The sequence below is a fragment of the Actinomycetospora sp. genome, from assembly GCF_055612215.1.
This window is the reverse complement of record NZ_JBVPVA010000605.1, coordinates 1-19,009: the sequence shown is the minus strand read 5'-3', so window position 1 is coordinate 19,009 and position 19,009 is coordinate 1. Positions and strand designations below refer to the sequence as shown.

At 75.4% G+C, this 19,009-nt stretch carries 20 protein-coding genes; 11 read left to right on the top strand and 9 right to left on the bottom strand.

The genetic code is table 11. The annotated features are described in order from the left end of the window. The 4 genes from AC0CYZ_RS16745 to AC0CYZ_RS16730 form a co-directional block, all read left to right on the top strand. On the top strand, positions 1-1,209 hold a 1,209-nt coding region (locus tag AC0CYZ_RS16745; protein WP_472217331.1), incomplete at its 5' end, for a mannosyltransferase YkcB-related protein. A 214-nt stretch (positions 1,210-1,423) separates the two neighbouring features. Beyond that, entirely contained in the window at positions 1,424-2,575 is a 1,152-nt protein-coding gene (locus AC0CYZ_RS16740; protein WP_472217329.1) for an alpha/beta hydrolase, read from the top strand. Positions 2,576-2,590: 15 nt separating this feature from the next. Then, positions 2,591-3,283 carry an MBL fold metallo-hydrolase gene (locus AC0CYZ_RS16735; protein ID WP_472217327.1) on the top strand — a complete coding sequence of 231 codons (693 nt, stop codon included), beginning with the start codon at positions 2,591-2,593 and terminating at the stop codon, positions 3,281-3,283. A gap of 101 nt (positions 3,284-3,384) precedes the next feature. After that, complete coding sequence (locus AC0CYZ_RS16730; protein WP_472217325.1) at positions 3,385-3,588, top strand: hypothetical protein; 204 nt, start codon at positions 3,385-3,387, stop codon at positions 3,586-3,588. A gap of 419 nt (positions 3,589-4,007) precedes the next feature. On the opposite strand, the gene AC0CYZ_RS16725 is transcribed toward AC0CYZ_RS16730, so the two are convergent. Genes AC0CYZ_RS16725 through AC0CYZ_RS16715 form a run of 3 tightly spaced genes read right to left on the bottom strand, consistent with a single transcriptional unit; the run spans position 4,008 to position 6,852 of the window. Continuing rightward, a complete protein-coding gene (locus AC0CYZ_RS16725) occupies positions 4,008-4,796 on the bottom strand; it encodes an SDR family NAD(P)-dependent oxidoreductase (protein WP_472217323.1) in 789 nt (262 codons plus the stop codon). 43 nt (positions 4,797-4,839) lie between these two features. Then, complete coding sequence (locus AC0CYZ_RS16720; protein ID WP_472217321.1) at positions 4,840-6,165, bottom strand: sensor histidine kinase; 1,326 nt, start codon at positions 6,163-6,165, stop codon at positions 4,840-4,842. Positions 6,166-6,168: 3 nt separating this feature from the next. After that, positions 6,169-6,852 (bottom strand): response regulator transcription factor, encoded by a 684-nt coding sequence (locus AC0CYZ_RS16715; RefSeq protein WP_472217319.1) that lies wholly within the window; start codon positions 6,850-6,852, stop codon positions 6,169-6,171. A gap of 68 nt (positions 6,853-6,920) precedes the next feature. On the opposite strand from AC0CYZ_RS16715, the gene AC0CYZ_RS16710 reads away from it, so the two are divergent. Then, entirely contained in the window at positions 6,921-8,195 is a 1,275-nt protein-coding gene (locus AC0CYZ_RS16710; RefSeq protein ID WP_472217317.1) for a DUF1727 domain-containing protein, read from the top strand. Beyond that, a complete protein-coding gene (locus AC0CYZ_RS16705) occupies positions 8,192-8,983 on the top strand; it encodes a type 1 glutamine amidotransferase (protein ID WP_472217315.1) in 792 nt (263 codons plus the stop codon). The genes AC0CYZ_RS16710 and AC0CYZ_RS16705 overlap by 4 nt, the downstream gene beginning before the upstream one ends. Here the strand turns inward: AC0CYZ_RS16705 and AC0CYZ_RS16700 are convergent. Further along, positions 8,949-9,854, bottom strand: a complete 906-nt coding sequence (locus tag AC0CYZ_RS16700; protein WP_472217313.1) for a LysR family transcriptional regulator — start codon at positions 9,852-9,854, stop codon at positions 8,949-8,951. The two genes, AC0CYZ_RS16705 and AC0CYZ_RS16700, sit on opposite strands and share 35 nt — an antisense overlap. 179 nt (positions 9,855-10,033) lie before the next feature. On the opposite strand from AC0CYZ_RS16700, the gene AC0CYZ_RS16695 reads away from it, so the two are divergent. After that, a complete protein-coding gene (locus tag AC0CYZ_RS16695; RefSeq protein ID WP_472217335.1) occupies positions 10,034-11,236 on the top strand; it encodes an MFS transporter in 1,203 nt (400 codons plus the stop codon). Between the two features lie 152 nt (positions 11,237-11,388). Here AC0CYZ_RS16695 and AC0CYZ_RS16690 read toward each other — a convergent pair whose 3' ends face one another. Next, positions 11,389-11,799 (bottom strand): TIGR03668 family PPOX class F420-dependent oxidoreductase, encoded by a 411-nt coding sequence (locus AC0CYZ_RS16690; protein WP_472217333.1) that lies wholly within the window; start codon positions 11,797-11,799, stop codon positions 11,389-11,391. A gap of 13 nt (positions 11,800-11,812) precedes the next feature. After that, on the bottom strand, positions 11,813-12,640 hold the full coding sequence (locus tag AC0CYZ_RS16685; protein WP_472217311.1) for an LLM class F420-dependent oxidoreductase: 828 nt from the start codon (positions 12,638-12,640) through the stop codon (positions 11,813-11,815). Positions 12,641-12,732: 92 nt separating this feature from the next. Here AC0CYZ_RS16685 and glsA point away from each other — a divergent pair, with 92 nt between their 5' ends. Further along, a complete protein-coding gene (glsA, locus tag AC0CYZ_RS16680) occupies positions 12,733-13,845 on the top strand; it encodes a glutaminase A (protein ID WP_472217309.1) in 1,113 nt (370 codons plus the stop codon). 80 nt (positions 13,846-13,925) lie between these two features. Beyond that, the gene (locus tag AC0CYZ_RS16675; protein ID WP_472217307.1) at positions 13,926-14,687 is read left to right on the top strand and encodes an SDR family NAD(P)-dependent oxidoreductase; all 762 of its coding nucleotides are present in this window, start codon (positions 13,926-13,928) and stop codon (positions 14,685-14,687) included. On the opposite strand, the gene AC0CYZ_RS16670 is transcribed toward AC0CYZ_RS16675, so the two are convergent. Next, the gene (locus AC0CYZ_RS16670; protein ID WP_472217305.1) at positions 14,677-15,489 is read right to left on the bottom strand and encodes a helical backbone metal receptor; all 813 of its coding nucleotides are present in this window, start codon (positions 15,487-15,489) and stop codon (positions 14,677-14,679) included. The genes AC0CYZ_RS16675 and AC0CYZ_RS16670 overlap by 11 nt on opposite strands. 95 nt (positions 15,490-15,584) lie before the next feature. On the opposite strand from AC0CYZ_RS16670, the gene AC0CYZ_RS16665 reads away from it, so the two are divergent. Continuing rightward, on the top strand, positions 15,585-16,937 hold the full coding sequence (locus AC0CYZ_RS16665) for a wax ester/triacylglycerol synthase domain-containing protein (RefSeq protein WP_472217303.1): 1,353 nt from the start codon (positions 15,585-15,587) through the stop codon (positions 16,935-16,937). A gap of 7 nt (positions 16,938-16,944) precedes the next feature. On the opposite strand, the gene AC0CYZ_RS16660 is transcribed toward AC0CYZ_RS16665, so the two are convergent. Next, positions 16,945-17,874, bottom strand: a complete 930-nt coding sequence (locus tag AC0CYZ_RS16660) for a DUF389 domain-containing protein (RefSeq protein WP_472217301.1) — start codon at positions 17,872-17,874, stop codon at positions 16,945-16,947. 302 nt (positions 17,875-18,176) lie between these two features. Here AC0CYZ_RS16660 and AC0CYZ_RS16655 point away from each other — a divergent pair, with 302 nt between their 5' ends. Further along, a complete protein-coding gene (locus AC0CYZ_RS16655) occupies positions 18,177-18,545 on the top strand; it encodes a YybH family protein (protein ID WP_472217299.1) in 369 nt (122 codons plus the stop codon). Positions 18,546-18,613: 68 nt separating this feature from the next. Here the strand turns inward: AC0CYZ_RS16655 and AC0CYZ_RS16650 are convergent. Further along, positions 18,614-19,009: methylmalonyl-CoA mutase family protein (locus AC0CYZ_RS16650; RefSeq protein WP_472217297.1), on the bottom strand; the 396-nt coding region annotated here is incomplete at its 5' end.

Sequence of the window (19,009 nt, the reverse complement as noted above, 5' to 3'; positions counted from 1 at the left end):
ACCGACAACTCGCTGCTGCAGCTCGCCGTCGGCTACAACGGCCTCTCGCGCATCGTCGGGCGCTCGGGCGGCGGCCCCGGGGGAGGCCCGGGGCGCGGTGGCCCGCCCGGCGGCGGTTTCGGCGGCTTCGGCGGACAGGCCGGGCCCGGACGGATGTTCTCCACCGAGTTCGGCGGTCAGATCGCCTGGCTGCTGCCGGCCGCGCTGCTGGCGCTCGTGGCCCTGCTGTGGGTGGGCCGACGCGCGCCCGCCGACGACCGGCTGCGGGCAGCGGCCCTGCTCTGGGGCGGCTGGCTCGTCGTGAGCGCGGCGGTCTTCTCCTTCATGGAAGGCACCGTCCACTCGTACTACACGATCGTCATGGCCCCCGCGATCGCCGCGCTCGTCGCCCTCGGCGCCCGCGAGGCGTGGCGGCGGCGCGCCGACCCGGCCGCACGGGTCACCGCCGCCGTCGGGGTGCTGGGCACCGCGGTCTGGTCGGCGGTCCTGCTCGGGCGCAGCCCGACCTTCCTGCCCTGGCTGCCGGGGACGGTGCTCGCCGCGGGCGTGCTCGCCGGGCTCCTGATCGTGGTCCCGACGGTGCTCGCGCGGCGGGCCGGCGTCGTCGGGACCCTGGTCCTCGGGCTCGTCGCCACCCTCGGGGGAGCGAGCGCCTACGCGATCGACACCGTGGTCACCCCGCACGCCGGGACCGAGGCGAGCGCCGGGCCGGCGGTGCGCGACGCCCGGGCGTCCCGGTTCGCCGCGGCGCCCGGGCGCACGACGCGGGCCGGCCAGGCCGGTCGGACGCCGGCCGTGGCGGGCCCGGGCGGCTTCGGGGGCGGCTTCGGCGCCGCCGACCCGCAGGTGACCGCGCTGCTGCGTGGTGCGGGCACGCAGTGGTCGGCCGCGACGCCCACGACGATGGCCGCGGCCGGCCTCGAGCTGGCCAGCGACACCTCCGTGATGGGCCTCGGCGGGTTCTCCGGCTCCGACCCGACCCCGACGCTGCCGCAGTTCCAGGCCGACGTCACCGGCCACCTGGTGCGCTACTACGTCGCTCCGGCGGCGGGCGGCCAGCGCGGGTTCGGCGGCGGCGGGTTCGGCGGCGGCGGGTTCGGCGGGCGCGGTGCCGCCCTCGCGCCGATCCAGGCGTGGGTGCAGGCCCACTGGACGGGCACCCGCGTCGGCGCGGACACCGTCTACGACCTCGCCGCCGCCCCGCACTGAGACCGAGGCCGGGAGCCTCGTCCGCGCGAGGGGCACGTGGCGCAGGTCGGGGGCCCGCCGCGCGTGCGTGGTGTGCCCTTGGGAGGTGGAGGCCGGGCCGCGAGGCGGGGCGAGGGGCACGTGGCGCAGGTCGAGAGCCACCCGCGCCTGCGTGGTGTGCCTCTCGCAGCGCTCCCGAGCCGCGGGCCGCACCGCGTGGCGGCATGATCGGGTGGTGACGCTCGCCCGCATCGCGCTCGGCACGGTCGGCGTCGCCGGGGCCGCGGTGCTACTGGTCGTCGTCGCGGGCACGTTCCTGCCGCGCATCCCGGTGATCGGCTTCTTCGGCTCGTTCGTCTCGGGCCAGTACCCGGTGCACGTCGTCCCCGCCGCGCTCGTCGGGGTCGGGCTGGGCCTCGGGCTCGTCGCCCTCGACGTCCCCCGGCTCGGGCTCACCGTGGCCGTCGTCGGCGGGATCGCGCTGCTCGGCAGCCTCGTCGTGCTCGCCGCCCTGCGCGCGACCGGGAGGACCGAGGGCGTCCGCATCGACTGGGCGTTGGCCCTGCGGGCCGTGGACCAGTCGGGGGCGGCCCCGGACGTCACGGCGACCTACCGGCCGGGCCTCGACCTGGAGGTCTTCCTGCCGGCCGGGCCGGGGCCCCACCCGGTGATGGTGTGGGTCCACGGCGGGAGCTGGGTGCGCGGCACCCGCGCCGACCGCAGCCGCAGCAACCGGTGGTTCGCCGACCACGGCCTCGCGGTCGTCGCGGTGACCTACCGCCTGCCCGCCGACCCGACGCTGCCCGGCGCGACCCTCGGGGAGGCCCAGCGCGACGACGTGGCCGCCGCGCTCGCCTGGGTGCGCGGGCCGGGGCGTGAGCACGGACTGGACCCCACCGCGGCCACCCTCGCCGGCCAGTCCGCGGGCGCCACCCTCGCGCTCACGACGACCGCCGCCCTCGCCGGCGTCCCCGGAGCCGGGCTCGCGGGGCCGGCACCGACGACGCCCCCCGCCGCGACCGTCGCGTTCTACCCGGTCGTCGACCTGCGCCTCGTCGCGCCGGGGCTGCAGGACGCGGTCTTCGGTGGCCGTGCCGCGACGCTGCCCGCGCTCACCCGCGCGGCGTCGCCCAGGGACCTCGTCGCCGGCTCACTGCCGCCGACGATGCTCGTCGTGGGGGCCGCGGACAACTTCATCCGCGCCGACCTCGTCCGCGCTCACGACGCCGCCCTGCGCGCCACCGGCGTCCCGGGCCGATTGCTGCAGGTGCCCTACGCCGACCACGTCTTCGACCACCCCTACGGCTCCCCGGGCGGCCAGATCGCCCGCCCCGCCGTCCTCGCGTTCCTGCGCGCACGGGCCTGGACCCCGACCCGGCACCCCTGAGGCAGGATCGCGGGGGTGCTGCGCCACCACGGGTCCCGCCGGGGGACCGGCTTCGCGGCCTGGACCGTCGTCGTCGAGGGCACCGACGTGCTGCTCGTCGACAGCGGCTACCCGGGCGACGCCGAGGCGCTCGTCGCGTCGGTGACGGCGACCGGGCGCTCCCTCGACGACGTCGTCGCCGTGCTCGTCACCCACGCCCACGTCGACCACGTCGGGGGCCTGGCCGCCCTGCCGGACCACGTCCCCGTCCTGAGCTCGCAGGGCGAGGCCGCGCACCTGCGCCGCGAGTTCCTCGAGCAGCTCACCCCGACGACGCTCGCGACCCGGCTGTGGCGCCCGCGGGTGGCCCGCTGGACCGTCGACGTGCTGCGCTCCGGCGGCCTGCGCGACGTCGCGCTGCCGCGCGCCGCGGGCGTCGAGACCGGCGCGCGCCTCGACCTGCCCGGGCGCCCCGTCGCGGTCCCGACGCCGGGCCACACCAGCGGGCACGTCGCCTGGCACTTCCCCGACGACGGCGTGGTCGCCAGCGGCGACGCCGTGGTCACCGCCCATCCGACGAGCGCCCGGACCGGCGCGCAGCTGCTCGACGCGATGTTCCAGCACGACCCGGCCGCCGCGGAGGCCTCGCTCGCCGCCCTGCGCGGCCTCGACGCCGACCGGCTCTTCCCCGGCCACGGCCCGCCCGTGCGGTGGGCTCCGCCCCGCTGAGCGGTCCCGGAGAGGCCGGACCCGGCCCGGCCGCCGGGTGCAACGAGGTCCGATCAGGTGCCTCCCGGAGATCCGGGTCCCGAGGACCCGGATTCCCGACGGTGTCCGGGACCTCGCACCACGCCGGGCTCCCGACGGCCGCCCTGCGCCCGATGCCCACACGCATGCCGGAAGGGGTGGTGGACTCGCTCCTCCGCTACTGCGCGCACACCCTCGACGGCCCGGTGCCGGTCACCGGTGAGGTCGGGGAACGGACCGGTCACCCGGCCCGGACCCACGCCTCCCGGGTCGCCGACACGCTGTGACGACGACACGCCCGACGGCTGCGTTCACCGTCCGGTAGCCCTTGACGGAGCCTCGCTGCGGAGTACCGTCGGCAGGGTCGATGTGGTCCTGATCACACGGTTTGACCCCCACCGAGAGCCCGTGGATCGCCACCACAGCGGCGTGCCGAGTGCCTCGACGAACAGGTAGGTGATCCATTGGTCGCAGGGAACAGCCCGCACCGGATCGGCCCGAGCCGCTCGTCGGAGCACGGCCGCCCGTAGTCCTCGAGCACGGGACGGCACGCCCACGAGAGCGCAAACCCACGAGCGGTGGGCCGGGAGCCCGGAGCGGGTCCCGAATCCGAACGTTCCTCCGAAGCCCGAGACGGCGTCACCCCCACGCGGGGAGGCGCCGTCCCGGCATGTCCGGGGTCGGGACGATCGCCGACGACCCGGACTCAGTAGTGCACGACGCCGGGCTGCCCGCCCCCGGCGCCGACCGAGTCGCCCGTGACCGCGACCGAGCGGGGCGAGGCCAGGAACGTCACGACGTCGGCCACCTCGGCCGCCGTGATCAGCCGCCGCAGGCTCGTCGTCGACTCCAGCCCCCGGCGCACCTCGTCCTCGGAGACACCGCGGGCGGCGGCCTGCTCGGCGAGCATCGCGGGGATCCGTTCGGTCACGGTCATGCCGGGGTGCACGCAGGTGGCGGTGATGCCGTGCGGGCCCAGCTCGTCGGCGAGGTTCGCGGTCAGCGCGGCCACCGCCACGTTGCGGATCGTCCCCGCGATGGACCCGGTCCGGCGCGCGTTGAGGCCGCTGATGTTGACGATCCGCCCCGCCCCCTGCGCGACCATCAAGGGCGCGACCGCCCGGGCGCACCGCAGGTAGCCCAGCACCTTGGTGTCGAACTCGCTCGCCACGGCGTCGTCGGTGAGCTCGGCCAGCGGCGGGACCGGACCGCCGCCGGCCGGGCGGGCGGCGGCGTTGACCAGCACGTCCACCCCGCCCCACTCGTCGACGACCCGCGCGACCATCGCGCGCACGGCCGCGTCGTCGGTGGTGTCGGCGACCACGGCGAGGGTGGTGCCGACGACCGACGCGGCGGCGGTCTCCAGGTCCTCCGCCGACCGCGCCACGAGCGCCACCGACGCCCCCTCCGCCGCCAACGACTGCGCACACGCCAGTCCGATCCCGCGCGAGGCTCCGGTGACGATCGCGCGGGCACCGCTCAGTCCGAGGTCCATGCGCCCGGCCTTCCCCGGCGGGCGCCCGCCCACGCCCGCCGACTCAGCCGCCGTCCCCGTCCCCGTCCCCGGCCGCGGGCAGCAGGAGGGTCACGGTCGTCGGGGTCGCGGAGCGCAGCCGCAACCGGCCGCCCTGGGCCTCGGCGAGCCGGCGCGCCAGGGCGAGCCCGATGCCGTGTCCCTCGTGGGTCCCGGGCCGGCCGGTGAACAACGCCGCCTCGTCGAGGTCGAGGGTGCCCTCGTCGGCGACGTCGACGGCGACGGCGGACGCGGCGTCGCGGGCGGTGACGGTCACCTGGCCCGTCCCGTGGACCAGCGCGTTCTCCACCAGCACCGCCAGGATCTGGCGCACGGCCGCCGCCGAGGCCCGGGCGTGCAGGTCGCCCTCCTCGGCGTGGGCGGCGATGGCACGGCCCTCCGGCACGCCGTCGGCGCGGGCCGCGGCGACGACGCCGTCCACCAGCTCGTCCACGGTGAGCACCTCGCGCCGCGCGCCCGCCGGCTCGCGGGCCAGGCGCAGGAGCTCGGAGACGGTGCGGTCGAGCCGGTCCGCGGCCTCCAGCGCCCCGTCGAGGGCCGCAACGGCCGGGGGGGAGCCCGGCGGCAGGCTCGCGGCCTCCTCCAGCCGCAACCGCAGGCCGGCGAGCGGGGTGCGCAGCTGGTGGGAGGCCTCGGCGGAGAAGGCGCGCTCGCGGGTGAGCAGCGCGTCGAGCCGGGTCGCGGTGGCGGCGAGCGAGCGGTGGACGGCCGCGATCTCGGGGACCGGGGCGCGGCGACCGTCGGGGAGGGGCTCCGAGACGGTGAAGTCGCCCTCGCCGAGGCGGGTGGCGTCCTGCGCGAGCACCTCCAGCGGGGCCGAGAGCCGCACGGCCAGGCGCCGGGCCACCAGGCGGGACCCGACGACCGCGGCGACCCCGAGCACGAGCATCACCGCCCACGTGACCCCGACGCGCTTCACCGCGTCCGACTCCTGGCGGGACGCCCGCAGGACGCCGACGCGCCGGTCGCCGTCGAACACCGGGACCGCGACGACGAACTCGCCGTCGTCGCTGGCGCGGACCACGCGCCCGCGCAGCGCGCCGCCCAGCGCCGGGGCGAGCCGGGGCGGGCCCTCGCCGGTGATCAGGCGCCCGTCCAGGCCGTAGACCGCCGCGGGGCTGTCGGCGGAGACGGGGGAGACCCCGCCGGGGACGTTCCCGGCGGCGAGGACCGGGGCGATGCCGTCGGCCGCCACCTGGGTGTCGCCCTCGAGGTCGCTCTGCTCGTCCACGACGTAGTAGCGGGCAGCGCCCGCAGCCAGGGGCACGCCGAACACCGTGATGGCGACCAACGACACCACCATCGCGAAACGGATGATCCGCGCCTGCACCCCTCAGTCCTCCGGTCGCTCGAGCCGGTACCCGTGGCCGCGGACCGTCGCGATCGCGGGCCGGGCACCGAGCTTGCGGCGCAGCGCGGCGATGTGGACGTCGAGGGTCTTCGTCGAGCCCGACCAGTGCTCGTCCCACACGTCGCTCATCAGCGCCTCGCGGGTGACGACGGCGCCCGCCTCCGCGGCGAGCCGCGCCAGCAGGTCGAACTCCTTGGCCCGCAGCCCGAGCTCGACGCCGTCGCGGACGACCGTGCGCGCGGCGAGGTCGACGGTGAGGTCGCCCAGGACGAGGCGCCCGCCCCGGGCGGCCTCCGGTGCCGGCGCCCCGGCGCGGCGCAGGTGGGCGCGCACCCGCGCGGTCAGCTCGGTGTAGCGCACCGGCTTGATCAGGTAGTCGTCCGCGCCCGCCTCGAGGGCCACGACGACGTCCATCTCGTCGGCCCGGGCGGTCAGCACGACGATCACCGCGTCCGGGTGCGAGGCGCGCAACCGCCGACACACCTCGGCGCCCTCGAGGTCGGGAAGGCCGAGGTCGAGCAGCACGAGGTCGGGACCGGGCAGCGCCCGGTCCAGCGCGGAACCACCGTCGGCGAACGCACGGATCCGGTGTCCCTCCGCCTCGAGCCGGGAGGCGAGCACCCCCCGGATGGTCTCGTCGTCCTCGACGACCCACAGCTGCGCCACGGACGACCACGCTACGGTCGCGCGTCGTCTTGCCGACCGTTAACCCGGGTCGGCGCAGCATCGTCGTCGTGATCTCCGAGGGGGCGGCGGGGCTGCCGCCGCGTGCGCGGATGGCGGCCGCGGCCGCGCGGTTGGTGGGTGCGGCCGCGCGTCGGGCGGGCCGGAACGGCTCGGTGATCGGCGGCCGGGTGGCGACGATGCTCGACCGCCGGATGCTCGCCCGGCTCGCGGCCGGGCGCACCGTCGTGCTCGTCACCGGGACCAACGGCAAGACCACGACGACGTCGATGATCGCCCGGGTCCTCGGCGGCCCGGGCCAGGGCGTGGCGACCAACCACCTCGGCGCCAACATGCCCGACGGCATCACGACCGCCCTGCTCGACGCGCTGTCCCCGACGCGCGGCTCCGGCGCGGTCCCGGTGGCCGTCATGGAGGTCGACGAGTCCTACCTCGGCCAGGTGGCGGCCGCGACCGACCCGCACGTGATCGTGCTGCTCAACTTCAGCCGCGACCAGCTCGACCGCGTCGGCGAGGTGCGCACGGTGGCCCGCCGCGTCGGGCAGGCCGTCGCCGCGCACCCCGCCGCCCGCGTCGTCGCGTTCGCCGACGACGTGCTCTGCGCCGGGGCCGGGATGGCCGCGCAGTCGACGCTGTGGGTCTCCTCGCCGACCCGCTGGACCGGCGACGCCGGGGTGTGCCCCCGCTGCGACGGCGCCGTGACCCGCGCCGGCGTGCAGTGGGCGTGCTCGTCCTGCGGACTCGCCCGCCCCGACGGCGACTGGACGCTGGTCGAGGACACCGACCCGGCCACGGTGACGGCCCCCGACGGCTCGACGACCGCGCTCGACCTGGCGCTCCCGGGCCACGCCAACCGGCTCAACGCGGTGTTCGCGCTGGCCGTGGGCGCGGAGCTCGGCGTCGCCCCCGCGGTGGCGGCCGCCCGGCTGCGCGGGCTCGACCAGGTCGGCGGCCGCTACCGCACCGTCACCCGGCCCGGCGGCAGCACCCGGCTGCTGCTGGCCAAGAACCCGGCAGGGTGGGCGCAGGTGCTCGACCTGCTCGAGGAGGGGCCGGCGCGCCCCGTGGTGGTCGCCGTGAACTCCCGCGAGGCCGACGGTCGCGACGTGTCCTGGCTCTGGGACGTCGAGTTCGAGCGGCTCGCGGGTCACCGGCTGATCGCGGCGGGGGAGCGGGCGGCGGACCTCTCGGTGCGCCTGGCCTACGCGGGCGTGCCCCACCGGCTGGCCGACGACGCGGTCGCCGCCACCCGCGACACCCTCGGCGAGGTTGACCTGATCGGCAACTACACCGCCTTCCACGACGCCGCGCGGGCCCTGACGTGAGCGAGCCGATCACGATCGTCCTGCTGCTCCCGCAGGTGCTGGGCACCTACGGCGACGCCGGCAACGCCGCGGTGCTCGCGACCCGACTGCGGTGGCGCGGGATCCCCGGCCACGTCCTGACCGTCGGCTGGACCGACGCCGTCCCCTCCGGCGGCGACGTCTACGTGCTCGGCGGCGGCGAGGACGCCGCCCAGGTCCTGGCCTGCGAGCGGCTGCGCGACTCCATCGGTCTGCGCCGCGCCCTGGACCGCGGGGCCCCGACCCTCGCCGTCTGCGCGGGCCTGCAGATCCTCGGGACCGCGTTCACCGTCGCGGACGGCACCCGGGTGGCGGGACTGGGCGCCCTCGACGTCGAGACCCGGCCCGGCGGAGGGCCGCGGCGCATCGGCGACGTGGTCGCGGACCCGCTGCTCGCCGGGCTCGACGCGCCGCTCGAGGGCTTCGAGAACCACGGCGGGATCACCGAGCTGGGTGCCGACGCCGCCCCGCTGGCCCGGCTGCGCGACCCGGCCCGCGGCCCCGTCGGCGCCGGTAATGGGACGGGTGACCGGCTCGAGGGCGCGGTCTCGGACCGCGGTCGCGGCAACGTCGTCGGGACCTACCTGCACGGCCCGGTCCTCGCCCGCAACCCGGCGCTCGCGGACCTGCTGCTCACCCGGGCCGTCGGGGAGCTCCCGCCGCTCGAGGTCCCCGACGGGATCCCGGCGACGACCGCCGCGCGCCTCCGTGCGCCGCGCCGGCCGGAGCACGAGCTCAGGACAGGCGCTCGGCGACGTGCGGGGGCATGAGGACCGCACTGCGGGCCAGGAGGGCGACGAAGCGTGAGGTGAGCTCGTCGGGCTGCGAGCCGGTCGTCGCGGCGAGCTCGCGCTCCGCGCGCGGGACCGGGCGCGCGATCCGCCCCGTGAAGGACGACGGGACGATGCCCGCGGGCACGAGCGCGGGCCCGATCCCCGCCGCGACCAGCTGCGGGGCGACCGCGGTCTGCTCGGTGCGCACCGCGACCCGCGGTCGGAAGCCCGCGGCCTGCGCCGCCGCGTCGAGCTCGGCCGAGAGCCCGTGGTTCGCGGCGTACTGCACCCACGCCACGTCGGCGAGCCGGGAGAGCGCGATCTCCCCGCCGCGCACGTCGGGCGGCCCGTCGGGGGGCAGCAGCACGACGAGCTCCTCGATGCCCAGGACGCGGACCCGGCCGCGCCACCCGGGCGGCGTCGGGCCGATCGCGACGTCCGCCTGCCCCGCCTGCATCGCGGCGGTGAGGGTCTCGGTGGTTCGGTGCTCGAGCAGGCGCACACCGACGTCGGGGTGGTCGGCGCGCCACCGCGTGAGCACGCCGGGCAGGAGACCGAGCCCGACCGAGTAGACCGCCCCGATCCGGAGCTCCCCGGCCGAGGTGCCGGCGACGGAGCGCGCGGCGGTGGTGGCGCGCGCGGCGGCGTCCACGCAGGCCCGGGCGTGGGGGAGCAGCGCCCGGCCGGTGGGCGTGAGGCTCACCGAGCGGGGCAGGCGGGCGAACAGCGAGGCCCCCAGTTCCCGCTCCAGGGACGCGACCTGCTGCGACAGCCCGGGCTGGGAGACGCCGAGCTGCTGCGCGGCGCGTGTGAACGAGCCCTCATCGACCACGGTGAGGTAGGCCTCGAACTGGCGGAGCGTCGGCACGTGACCAGGATGGATCAGCTGGGCTTATCGAGTCGAGCCCTGAGGTTCTTCGACTTATGGCGGGAGGCGTCGAACCATGGATCGCAGCGTTGCTGGATCGATCCTGAAAGGACCTCGCCGTGCTCCCCTCCCACCTCGTCGACGCCATGCGGCCCGGTGGTGACCGCACTCGTCTCCCCGTGGGCCTGTCGCTGTTCGCCCTCGCCGTCGGCACCTTCGGCATCGGCACCACCGAGTTCGTGATCATGGGGCTGCTGCCGCAGGTCGCGGCGGGGCTCGGCGTCACCGTGCCCGAGGCGGGCCACCTCATCTCGGCCTACGCCCTCGGCGTCGTCGTCGGCGCCCCGCTGCTGGCCGGCGCGAGCGTGACCTTCCCCCGCCGGACCGTGCTCATCGCGCTGATGGGCACGTTCGCGATCGGCAACCTGCTCTCCGCGCTCGCTCCCGACATGGGCTCCCTGATGCTCATCCGGTTCCTCACGGGGCTGCCGCACGGGGCGTTCTTCGGCGCCGCGTCGGTGGCCGGCGCCTCGATGGTCGACCGCTCGCACCGGGCGCGGGCCGTCTCGAAGATCTTCCTCGGGCTGACCCTGGCCAACGTCGCCGGCGTCCCGCTCGGGACCCTGCTGGGCCAGGCGGCCGGCTGGCGCGCCACGTTCGCGCTCATCGGCGGCATCGGGCTGCTCGCCGTCGCCGCGGTCTGGGCGTTCGTCCCCGAGGCCGCGCCCGCGGAGGGCGGACGGGCGGCGCTGAAGGGCGAGCTCGGCGCGCTGCGCAACCCGCAGGTGCTGCTCTCCCTCGGTGCCGTCGTGTTCGGCTTCGGCGCGATGTTCGCCTGCTACAGCTACGTGACCCCGATGCTCACGCAGGTCGGCGGCTTCTCCCCGTCGGTGGTGACGCTGCTGCTCGCCGTCGTCGGGCTCGGCATGACCGCGGGCTCCGTGGTCGGCGGGCGGCTGTCTGACCGGGCGCCGCTGAAGACCATGTGCGGCTGCCTCGTGGCCCTCGCCGTGGTGCTCGCGACGTTCCCGCTGACGGTCGGGACGCCGCTGCTCGCGGTCGCCTCGCTGTTCGGGGCGGGCATGTTCTCGCTGGCCCTCGGCCCGGCGATCCAGACCCGGATCATGGACATCGTGGGGGAGGCCCCGACGATGGCCTCGGCCGCGATCCAGTCGGCGTCGAACGTGGCCAACTCCCTCGGCGCCTGGCTGGGCGGCATGGTCATCGCCGCCGGCTTCGGGCTGCTCGCGCCGTCGCTGGTCGGCGCCGCGCTCGCCGTCACGGGCCTCGCGGTGCTCGTCGTGAGCGGTGGGCTGCAGGTGCACGCCCGCCGGGCGCGGCAGCGCGAGGAGGTCGTGATCGGGGACCTCGTCGCGGCCTGAGTGCGGTTCCGAGCGAAGGGCCCCGTCAGTCGGTCTAGTCGACCGAAGGGGCCCTTCGCTCGCGTCGGAGTCCGGGCCGGGCGTTCCGGCCGAGGGCGCCCCTCGCCGATCTATGCGACCGAAGGTGCCCTTCGCTCAGAACACAAGAGGGGTCACGACGCCGTCCACCCCGACCAGCGCTCGACGGTCACCTCGATGACCGGGCCGGCAGGCGGGTCGGCGACGTGCTGCTGGTACCGCGCACCCAGCGCCGACCGCGCCTCGGTCAGCGCCGCGTCGTCGTCGCGCACCACCGCGTGCCCGTCGGCGCGCACCCACCACAGGGCCGACCAGTCCTCGGCGTACTCGTCGGCGAGCAGGCACACCGCCGGGTCCTCGGCGATGTTCGCCAGCCGCCGCAGCGAGCGCGTCCGCTTGGGCTTGCCGTCGACGGCGATCAGCACGCGGGAGCCGGCCACCGCGAACACCACCGGTACGAGGTGGGGCACCCCGTCGCCGGACACGGTGGCCAGCCGGGCGACGCGGGCCGCGGCGAACCGCACCGCCGCGTCGTCCGGGTCCAGCGTCGGCACGGACTCAGCTCCCGACCAGCGGCGCCAGGTCGTCGAGCTCCTTGCACACGGTGTCCCGGTCGGCCGAGCTGACGCCGTAGATCACCCGGTCCATCCCGACGCGGTGGTAGCCCTCGATCGCCTCGGGCGAGGTCTCGGCGCCGAAGAGCGACATCGGGATCCGGCTCCGTCCGGCGTCGGCGGCCCGCTGCTGGAGCTTCTCGGCGCGCTCCGCGAACTCGTCGAGGTTGTCGGGCCCGACGCGCTGGGGCATCCACTCGTCCCCGAAGTCGAGGATCCGGTCCTCGACGCCGGGCCCCATGCCGCCGATCAGCACCGGCGGGTGCGGGTCGGTGAGCGGCTTCGGCCACGCCCAGGACCGGTCGAAGTCCACGAACTCGCCGTGGAACTCCGCCTCCTCCTGCGTCCAGAGCGCCTTCATGGCGTGGATCTGCTCGCCCAGCAGCCGCATGCGGCTCTTCGGGTTGGTCCCGTGGTCGGCCATCTCCTCGCGGTTCCAGCCCGCGCCGACGCCGAACAGGAACCGGCCGCCGGAGAGCCGGTCGAGGCTCGCGACCTCCTTGGCGGTGTGGATCGTGTCGCGCTGGATCACCAGGCAGATGCCGGTACCGACCTTGAGCGTGGTCGTCGCGGCGGCCGCGGCCATGAGGCCGACGAAGGGGTCGTAGGTGTGCGCGTACATCCGGGGTAGGTCGCCGCCCCCGGGGTACGGCGAGGTCCGCGCGGTCGGGATGTGGGAGTGCTCGGGGAACCACAGCGAGTCGAAGCCGCGGTCCTCCACCTCCTTCGCGAGGGTCGCCGGGTCGATCGCGTAGTCCGTCGGGAACATCATGATGCCGTGGTCCACGTGCGGGGAGTTCCCCCGACGCGCGTACGGACACACGGAGGACGCGCGAGGGGGTCTCCGTGGTCCATCATGCGCGCGTGGCCTGGGACGAGACCCTCACCGAGCAGGAGCGACGCCGTGCCCGCGAGCAGCTCGAGCAGCTGCTGGAGCGCCAGGCCCGGATGGGGACGGCCGACGTCGTCACCTACCACCCCCCGGAGGCGATCGCCCAGCGCGACCTGTTCGCCCTGGCCGGGACGCACGTCGACGGCACGCAGTGGACCATCGGCGACTGCGACCACCGGTTCCCGCTGCAGTCGATCTCCAAGGTGTTCACCTACGCGCTCGCGCTGGAGGACAACGGTCGGGAGGCCACGCTGTCCCGGGTCGGCGTCGAACCCTCCGGCGACCCGTTCAACTCGCTCGCATTCGACGAGGTCAACCGCCGCCCGCACAACCCGATGGTCAACGCCGGGGCGCTCGTCGCGGCCGACATCGTGGGCGGCGCGGACGTCGACGAGCGGGTCGGGCGGCTGCTGGAGCGGCTGCGCATCTACACCGGCAACCCCGACCTCGAGGTCGACAAGGAACTGCTCGACGCCCAGCTCGTGGACGCCGACCGCAACCTCGGCATCAGCTACTACATGCGCTCGCTCGGGATGCTGGTCGGCGAGGTGCTCGACATCCTCACCGTCTACCTGTCCGTCTGCTCGGTGATGGTCACGACGACGGAGCTGTCGATGGCCGCCGCGACGCTGGCCCACGGCGGGGTGAACCCCTGCACCGAGGAACGCGCGATGGCCCGGAACTACGTCCGCGACGTGATCGGCGTGATGTTCACCTGCGGGATGTACGACGCGGCCGGCCAGTGGGCCAACGACGTCGGCATCCCGGCCAAGAGCGGCGTCTCGGGCGGCATCCTGGCCGCGATCCCCAACCAGGTCGGGCTCGGGGTGTTCTCGCCGGGCCTCGATGTGCACGGTAACTCGGTGCGCGGGGTCAACGTCTGCCGCGAGCTCTCCGACCGCTTCGGCCTGCACATCTTCGCCGACCCCGGCGAGACGCAGCTCGGCCGCCTCGGCGCCCGGGTCTGGCCGGAGCCCGAGCCGGAGCCGGAGCCCGGCGCGCTCGACCCCGAGCCGCGCGACGAGGACGACGAGGACGGGCTCGACGACGCTCCCCGCTCCGCCGTCATCGAGGCGCAGACGTAGGTGCCTTCGGCTTGTGAGTACTTTCCCGTGTCATACGGCGGAATAGTGCTCACGAGGCGGAGCCACCTAGGGTGCCGGGCGTGGGCATCCTCGATCGCTTCCGACTCGACGACCGCGTGGCGGTCGTCACCGGCGCCTCCTCCGGGCTCGGCGCCGTCTTCGCACGCACGCTGGCCGAGGCCGGGGCGGACGTCGTCCTCGGGGCGCGGCGCATCGAGAAGCTCGACGAGACCCGGGCGGCCGTCGAGAAGCTCGGGCGGCGGGCGGTGGCGGTGCGGACCGACGTCGCCGTGCCCGAGGACTGCCAGACCCTCATCGACGCGGCGATGACCGAGTTCGACCACGTGGACGTGCTGGTCAACAACGCGGGGGTCGGCACCGCGGTGCCGGCCACGAAGGAGACCCCGGAGCAGTTCCGCGAGGTGATCGACATCAACCTCAACGGCTGCTACTGGATGGCGCAGGCGGCGGCGAAGGTCATGGCGCCGGGCAGCGCCATCGTCAACATCTCCTCGGTGCTGGGCCTCACGACGGCGGGTCTGCCGCAGGCGGCGTACTCCGCGTCGAAGGCCGGCCTCATCGGGCTCACCCGCGACCTCGCCCAGCAGTGGACCCCCCGCAAGGGCATCCGCGTCAACGCGCTTGCTCCCGGCTTCTTCACCTCCGAGATGACCGACGGCTACCACGAGGGCTACCTGGAGACCCAGCTCCCGCGGGTGCTGGCCGGACGCATCGGCGACCCCGACGAGCTCGCCGCGGCGCTGGTCTTCCTGTGCTCCGACGCCGGGTCCTACGTCACCGGGGTGACGCTGCCGGTGGAGGGCGGGCTGCTCACGTCGTAGCGACGCGGAGCGCACCGGGCAGCGTCGTCGCCGCCTCGAGCAGGCTCGGGCCGTACCAGGTGAGCAGCCGGCCGCTGACCAGCGCGCACGGGACGTCGAACGCCTCCGGCCCGTCGTCGGCGGTGAACGCGTAGGGCTCGTCGGGCAGGACGACGAGGTCGTGCGGCGGGAGGTCCGCGAGGTCGATGCGCGGGTAGCGCTCCGCGGTGGGCCCGCCGTCGGCGAGGGCGTTGTCGACGCCGAGGCGGTCGAGGATCGCGCCGGTGAAGGTGTCGCGGCCGACGGCCATCCACGGCTTGCGCCAGATCGGGACGAGCGCGGTGCGCCGGTCGGCGTCGGCGACCCGGGGCAGGTCGCCCCACGCCTTCTCCGCCCCCTCGAGCCAGGCCGGGCGCTCCAGCCCGCACGCGGCGAGCATCCCGTCGAGGCTCGCGAACGCGCCGTCCACCGTGCGGATGTCGGTGACGTACACCGCCAGGCCGGCGTCCCGCAGCGCGGCCAGGTCGGCCGGGCGGTTCTCCTCCTCGTTCGCGACGACGAGGTCGGGGGCGAGGGCGACGATCGCGTCGACGTCGGGGTTCTTCGTGCCGCGCACGCGCGCCGGGGGAGCGGACCCGGCGTCGTCGAGGCCCAGCGGGTGGGTGCACCAGTCGGTCACGCCGACGAGCAGGCCGGGCTCGGTGACCCCGATCGCCTCGGTCAGCGAGGGGACGAGGCTGACGACGCGCCGCACGCGGGCGGGCACCGGCACCGTGTTCCCCAGGTCGTCGCGGACGGTCTCGCGCGTCGCTGGCTCGGCCATGGACCCGATGGTGCCAGGGACACCGACCCGCCGTGCACGTGTCACCCGCATCACCCGGTACCGTGCGTCCCTCACACTTTTAGGGGGCGTCGGCAATGGACCGGTGGGCGTCGGGCATCGACACGGCCTGGCTGCAGCTCGAGCAGGAGACCAACCGGATGGTCGTGCACGGGGTGCTGTTCTGCGACCGTCCCCCGGACCTCGACGCGCTGCGCGCGCGCATCCGGGAACGCTGGGTCGACGTGTACCCCGGCTTCCGGCAGCGTCCGACGTGGCCGACCGGTCCCGTCGGCCTCGTCCGCTGGGTGGATGCGCCGCCGGACCTCGCGGCCCACGTCACGACGATGGCGCTGGACGAGCCGGGGGACGACCGGACGCTGGCCCGCCGGCTCGGTGAACTCATGTCGACCCCGCTGCCCACGGACCGGCCGTGGTGGCGCATCGAGCTGGTCACGGGGTACGCGGGCGGTGCGGCCGTCCACGTCGCGATCCACCACGGACTCGCCGACGGCGTCGCACTCAGCCACCTCTTCCACGCCCTGGCCGACCCGGTGTCCGACCCGCGGACGCCCGCCGCGTACGGCAGCCCGCCGCGCCGCTCGGAGTCCGTCCACGACCTGCGGCTGATGGGTCGGGAGGTCCGCGACCGGGGGGCGTCGCTGTGGCGGACGATCAAGCGGTCCGGGACCCCGGACGGTGCCTCCGAGCTCGTCGCGACCGGCCGCGCCGTCAAGTCGTCGGCCATGCTCCTGGCCCGGCCGCCCCGGGAGAAGCCATCGCCGCTGCAGGGCCGGCCCGGAGTCGCCAAGGCCGCCCGCTGGACCTCCGACGTGTCCCTGGACGAGGTCAAGGCGGCGGGGAAGGCCGCAGGTGGCAGCGTCAACGACGTCATCTGCGCGGCGATCGCCGGTGCGCTGCGGACCCACCTCGGCGACGTCGACGTCCCGCGCCTGCGCGCGGTGATGCCCACCAACCTGCGCCCGCTCGACGAGCCGATCTCCGCCGAGCTCGGCAACGAGTTCGGCCTCGTCCTGCCCCCGATGCCCACGGACGAGCCCGACCCGATCCGCCGCGTCGAGCGGATGCACCACGCGATGGCGACGATCAAGCGCACCAACCAGGCGCTGGCGAGCTTCTCCGGGATCGCCGCGGCCGGGGTGGGGACGGCGACCCACACGCAGAACCTGGTGGGCCGCTACGCCCGGGCCGCCTCCCTGATCATTTCCAACGTGCCCGGCCCGCTCGAGGAGATGACGCTCGGCGACGTGCGGGTGCGCGACCTGATGTTCTGGGTGCCCTGCTCGGGCAACCTCGGGCTGGGTGTGTCCGTGCTCTCCTACGCGGGCCGGGTCCGGCTCGGGGTCGACGCGGACCTCGGGCTGATCGGCGGCGAGGAGGGCGTGGACGGGTTCGTCGCCGCCCTCGACGCCGAGCTGGCCCGGTTGTAGCCCGGCCTCAGGCCAGCGGGCGACGCCCGCGGTGGAAGAACCGGTCCTTGGCGAGCACGACGAGCGCGCCCAGCACGATCACCAGCCCCATGTCGCCGCCGAGCCGCTGCAGCCCCTCGAGCGCGAGCCCGAGGTCCCCGGACACGACGCCCATCCCGAGCACCCCCGCGGCCGGGACGAGGGCCAGGGCGATGAGGGCCCCGGCGAGCACCGCCTCGCGGAACGACGTCACGATCACGAGGCCGGCGACGGCGCCGGCTGCGGCGACGAGCCAGTCCGCGGAGGTGGGGTCGACGATCAGGTGCATCCCCTCGCTGCTCGCCAGGGTCTTCGGGGAGGCCATCCCCAGGGCGCGGAGCACGACGAACGCGAGACCGCCGCCCGCCGCCATGAGCACGTAGCCGACGACGACCGAGACGACGGCCCGTCGGGTCGCGTAAGCGCTGCGCCGGACGACGGCGACGCCGATCATGGCGACCGGCTCGAAGGCGGGCGCGAGCACCGCGCAGGAGGCGAGAGCGAGAGCCTGGGGCACCGGCGGCGAGAGCAGGCCCGCGACGGCGATCGCGCCACCCAGGACCATGAGCACGAGGTAGTTGACCGAGAGCCGGCCGTGGTGCCGGAGGTTGCGCTCGAACTCCTCCCACGGCGTCTCGTCGGCGTCGTCGTCGATCGCCTTCTGCGCCCCGGTCGCGACGATGCTCGAGGTCCCGCTGGTCGCGACGGCGATGCGGCCGTATCCCTGGGCCTGCGAGGCGGCGGCCAGCACGTCGTCGACGGACCGGTTGAGGGCGTGCACGGTGACGACGTCCCCGGGCGGCTTGACACCCGAGTCCCGTTCCACCGACAGCGCCAGGACGCCGTCGATCTTCTCGAGCACTGCCAGCGTCTCGTCGGTGGCCTCCGACGGCAGGACCATCTCGACGGTGTGGTGCAACGCGACCTCCTCGCCTTCTGCGGTGCGCCGCCGACCGACGATCGGGGGCCTTCGGCACTACCCGACCCGGACGAACCGCACACGACGTTCGTCGTGGGCGGCAGCGGGCCGAGGCCTCGGCACCCTCCTGCGCCGGCCGCACCGCGTCGGCCCCGACTCCGCCGACCGACCCTTCGGACCAGCGCCGCGTCGTCGACTCGTCCGGCCGGGTGGCGGCGTGCCGTCCGTCCGGGCGGTTGTGGCGCCGATCACATCACCAGCTGTCACTCTCGAGCCCACACGCACGCAGAGAGGTGACCGACATGGTGATGAGTCCGGCCCAGTTCGACGAGACGTGGAACGCGCGCTTCAACGCGGCCGACCTCGAGGGGCTCCTGAGCCTCTACGAGCCCGACGGGATGCTCGTCGAGCCGGGCGGCAAGCCGCTCGTCGGGCACGACGCGATCCGCGCCTTCCTCGAGGGCTTCTTCGCGATGTCGCCACGGATCGACCTGCGCACCGCCGCGATCCTCGAGCGGGACGCCGACGCCGTCGTCTACTCGAACTGGACGCTGACCGGCACCGGACCCGACGGGCCGATGGCGATGGAGGGGCGTGCGACCGTGCTGCTCCGCAAGCAGACCGACGGGTCCTGGCTGGCGGCCATCGACGATCCCCTGAGCCAGGGGTAGGTGCCTCCGGCCCGTGAGCACTTTCCCGTGTCATAGCACGGATTAGTGCTCACGAGCGCGGAGCGCACCTACATGGAGCGACGGTACTGCCCGCCCACCTCGAAGAACGCCTCGGTGAGCTGGCCGAGCGAGCAGACGCGGGCCGCCGACATCAGCTCCGCGAACACGTTCTCGCCGGCCGTCGCGGCCGCCTGCAGCCGGCGGATCGCCTCGGTCGACTCCTGCGCGTGGCGGGCCTGGAAGTCGTCGAGCCGCTGGAGCTGCGAGGTCTTCTCCTCCTCGCTCGCGCGGGACAGCGCGATCTCCTTGGGCCCCTCGCCCTCGGCGTCGGGCGGCGGCAGGAACGTGTTGACGCCGATGATCGGGAGCGTCCCGTCGTGCTTGCGGCCCTCGTAGAGCATCGACTCGTCCTGGATCTTGCCGCGCTGGTAGCCGGTCTCCATGGCGCCCAGCACGCCGCCGCG

What these genes read in the sequence shown, in the direction of transcription:
- AC0CYZ_RS16725 (WP_472217323.1), bottom strand. Translation starts at nt 4,796, where the DNA reads ATGGACCTCGGACTGAGCGGTGCCCGCGCGATCGTCACCGGAGCCTCG.
- AC0CYZ_RS16685 (WP_472217311.1), bottom strand. Translation starts at nt 12,640, where the DNA reads ATGATGTTCCCGACGGACTACGCGATCGACCCGGCGACCCTCGCGAAG.
- AC0CYZ_RS16670 (WP_472217305.1), bottom strand. Translation starts at nt 15,489, where the DNA reads ATGGCCGAGCCAGCGACGCGCGAGACCGTCCGCGACGACCTGGGGAAC.
- AC0CYZ_RS16665 (WP_472217303.1), top strand. Translation starts at nt 15,585, where the DNA reads ATGGACCGGTGGGCGTCGGGCATCGACACGGCCTGGCTGCAGCTCGAG.
- AC0CYZ_RS16655 (WP_472217299.1), top strand. Translation starts at nt 18,177, where the DNA reads ATGGTGATGAGTCCGGCCCAGTTCGACGAGACGTGGAACGCGCGCTTC.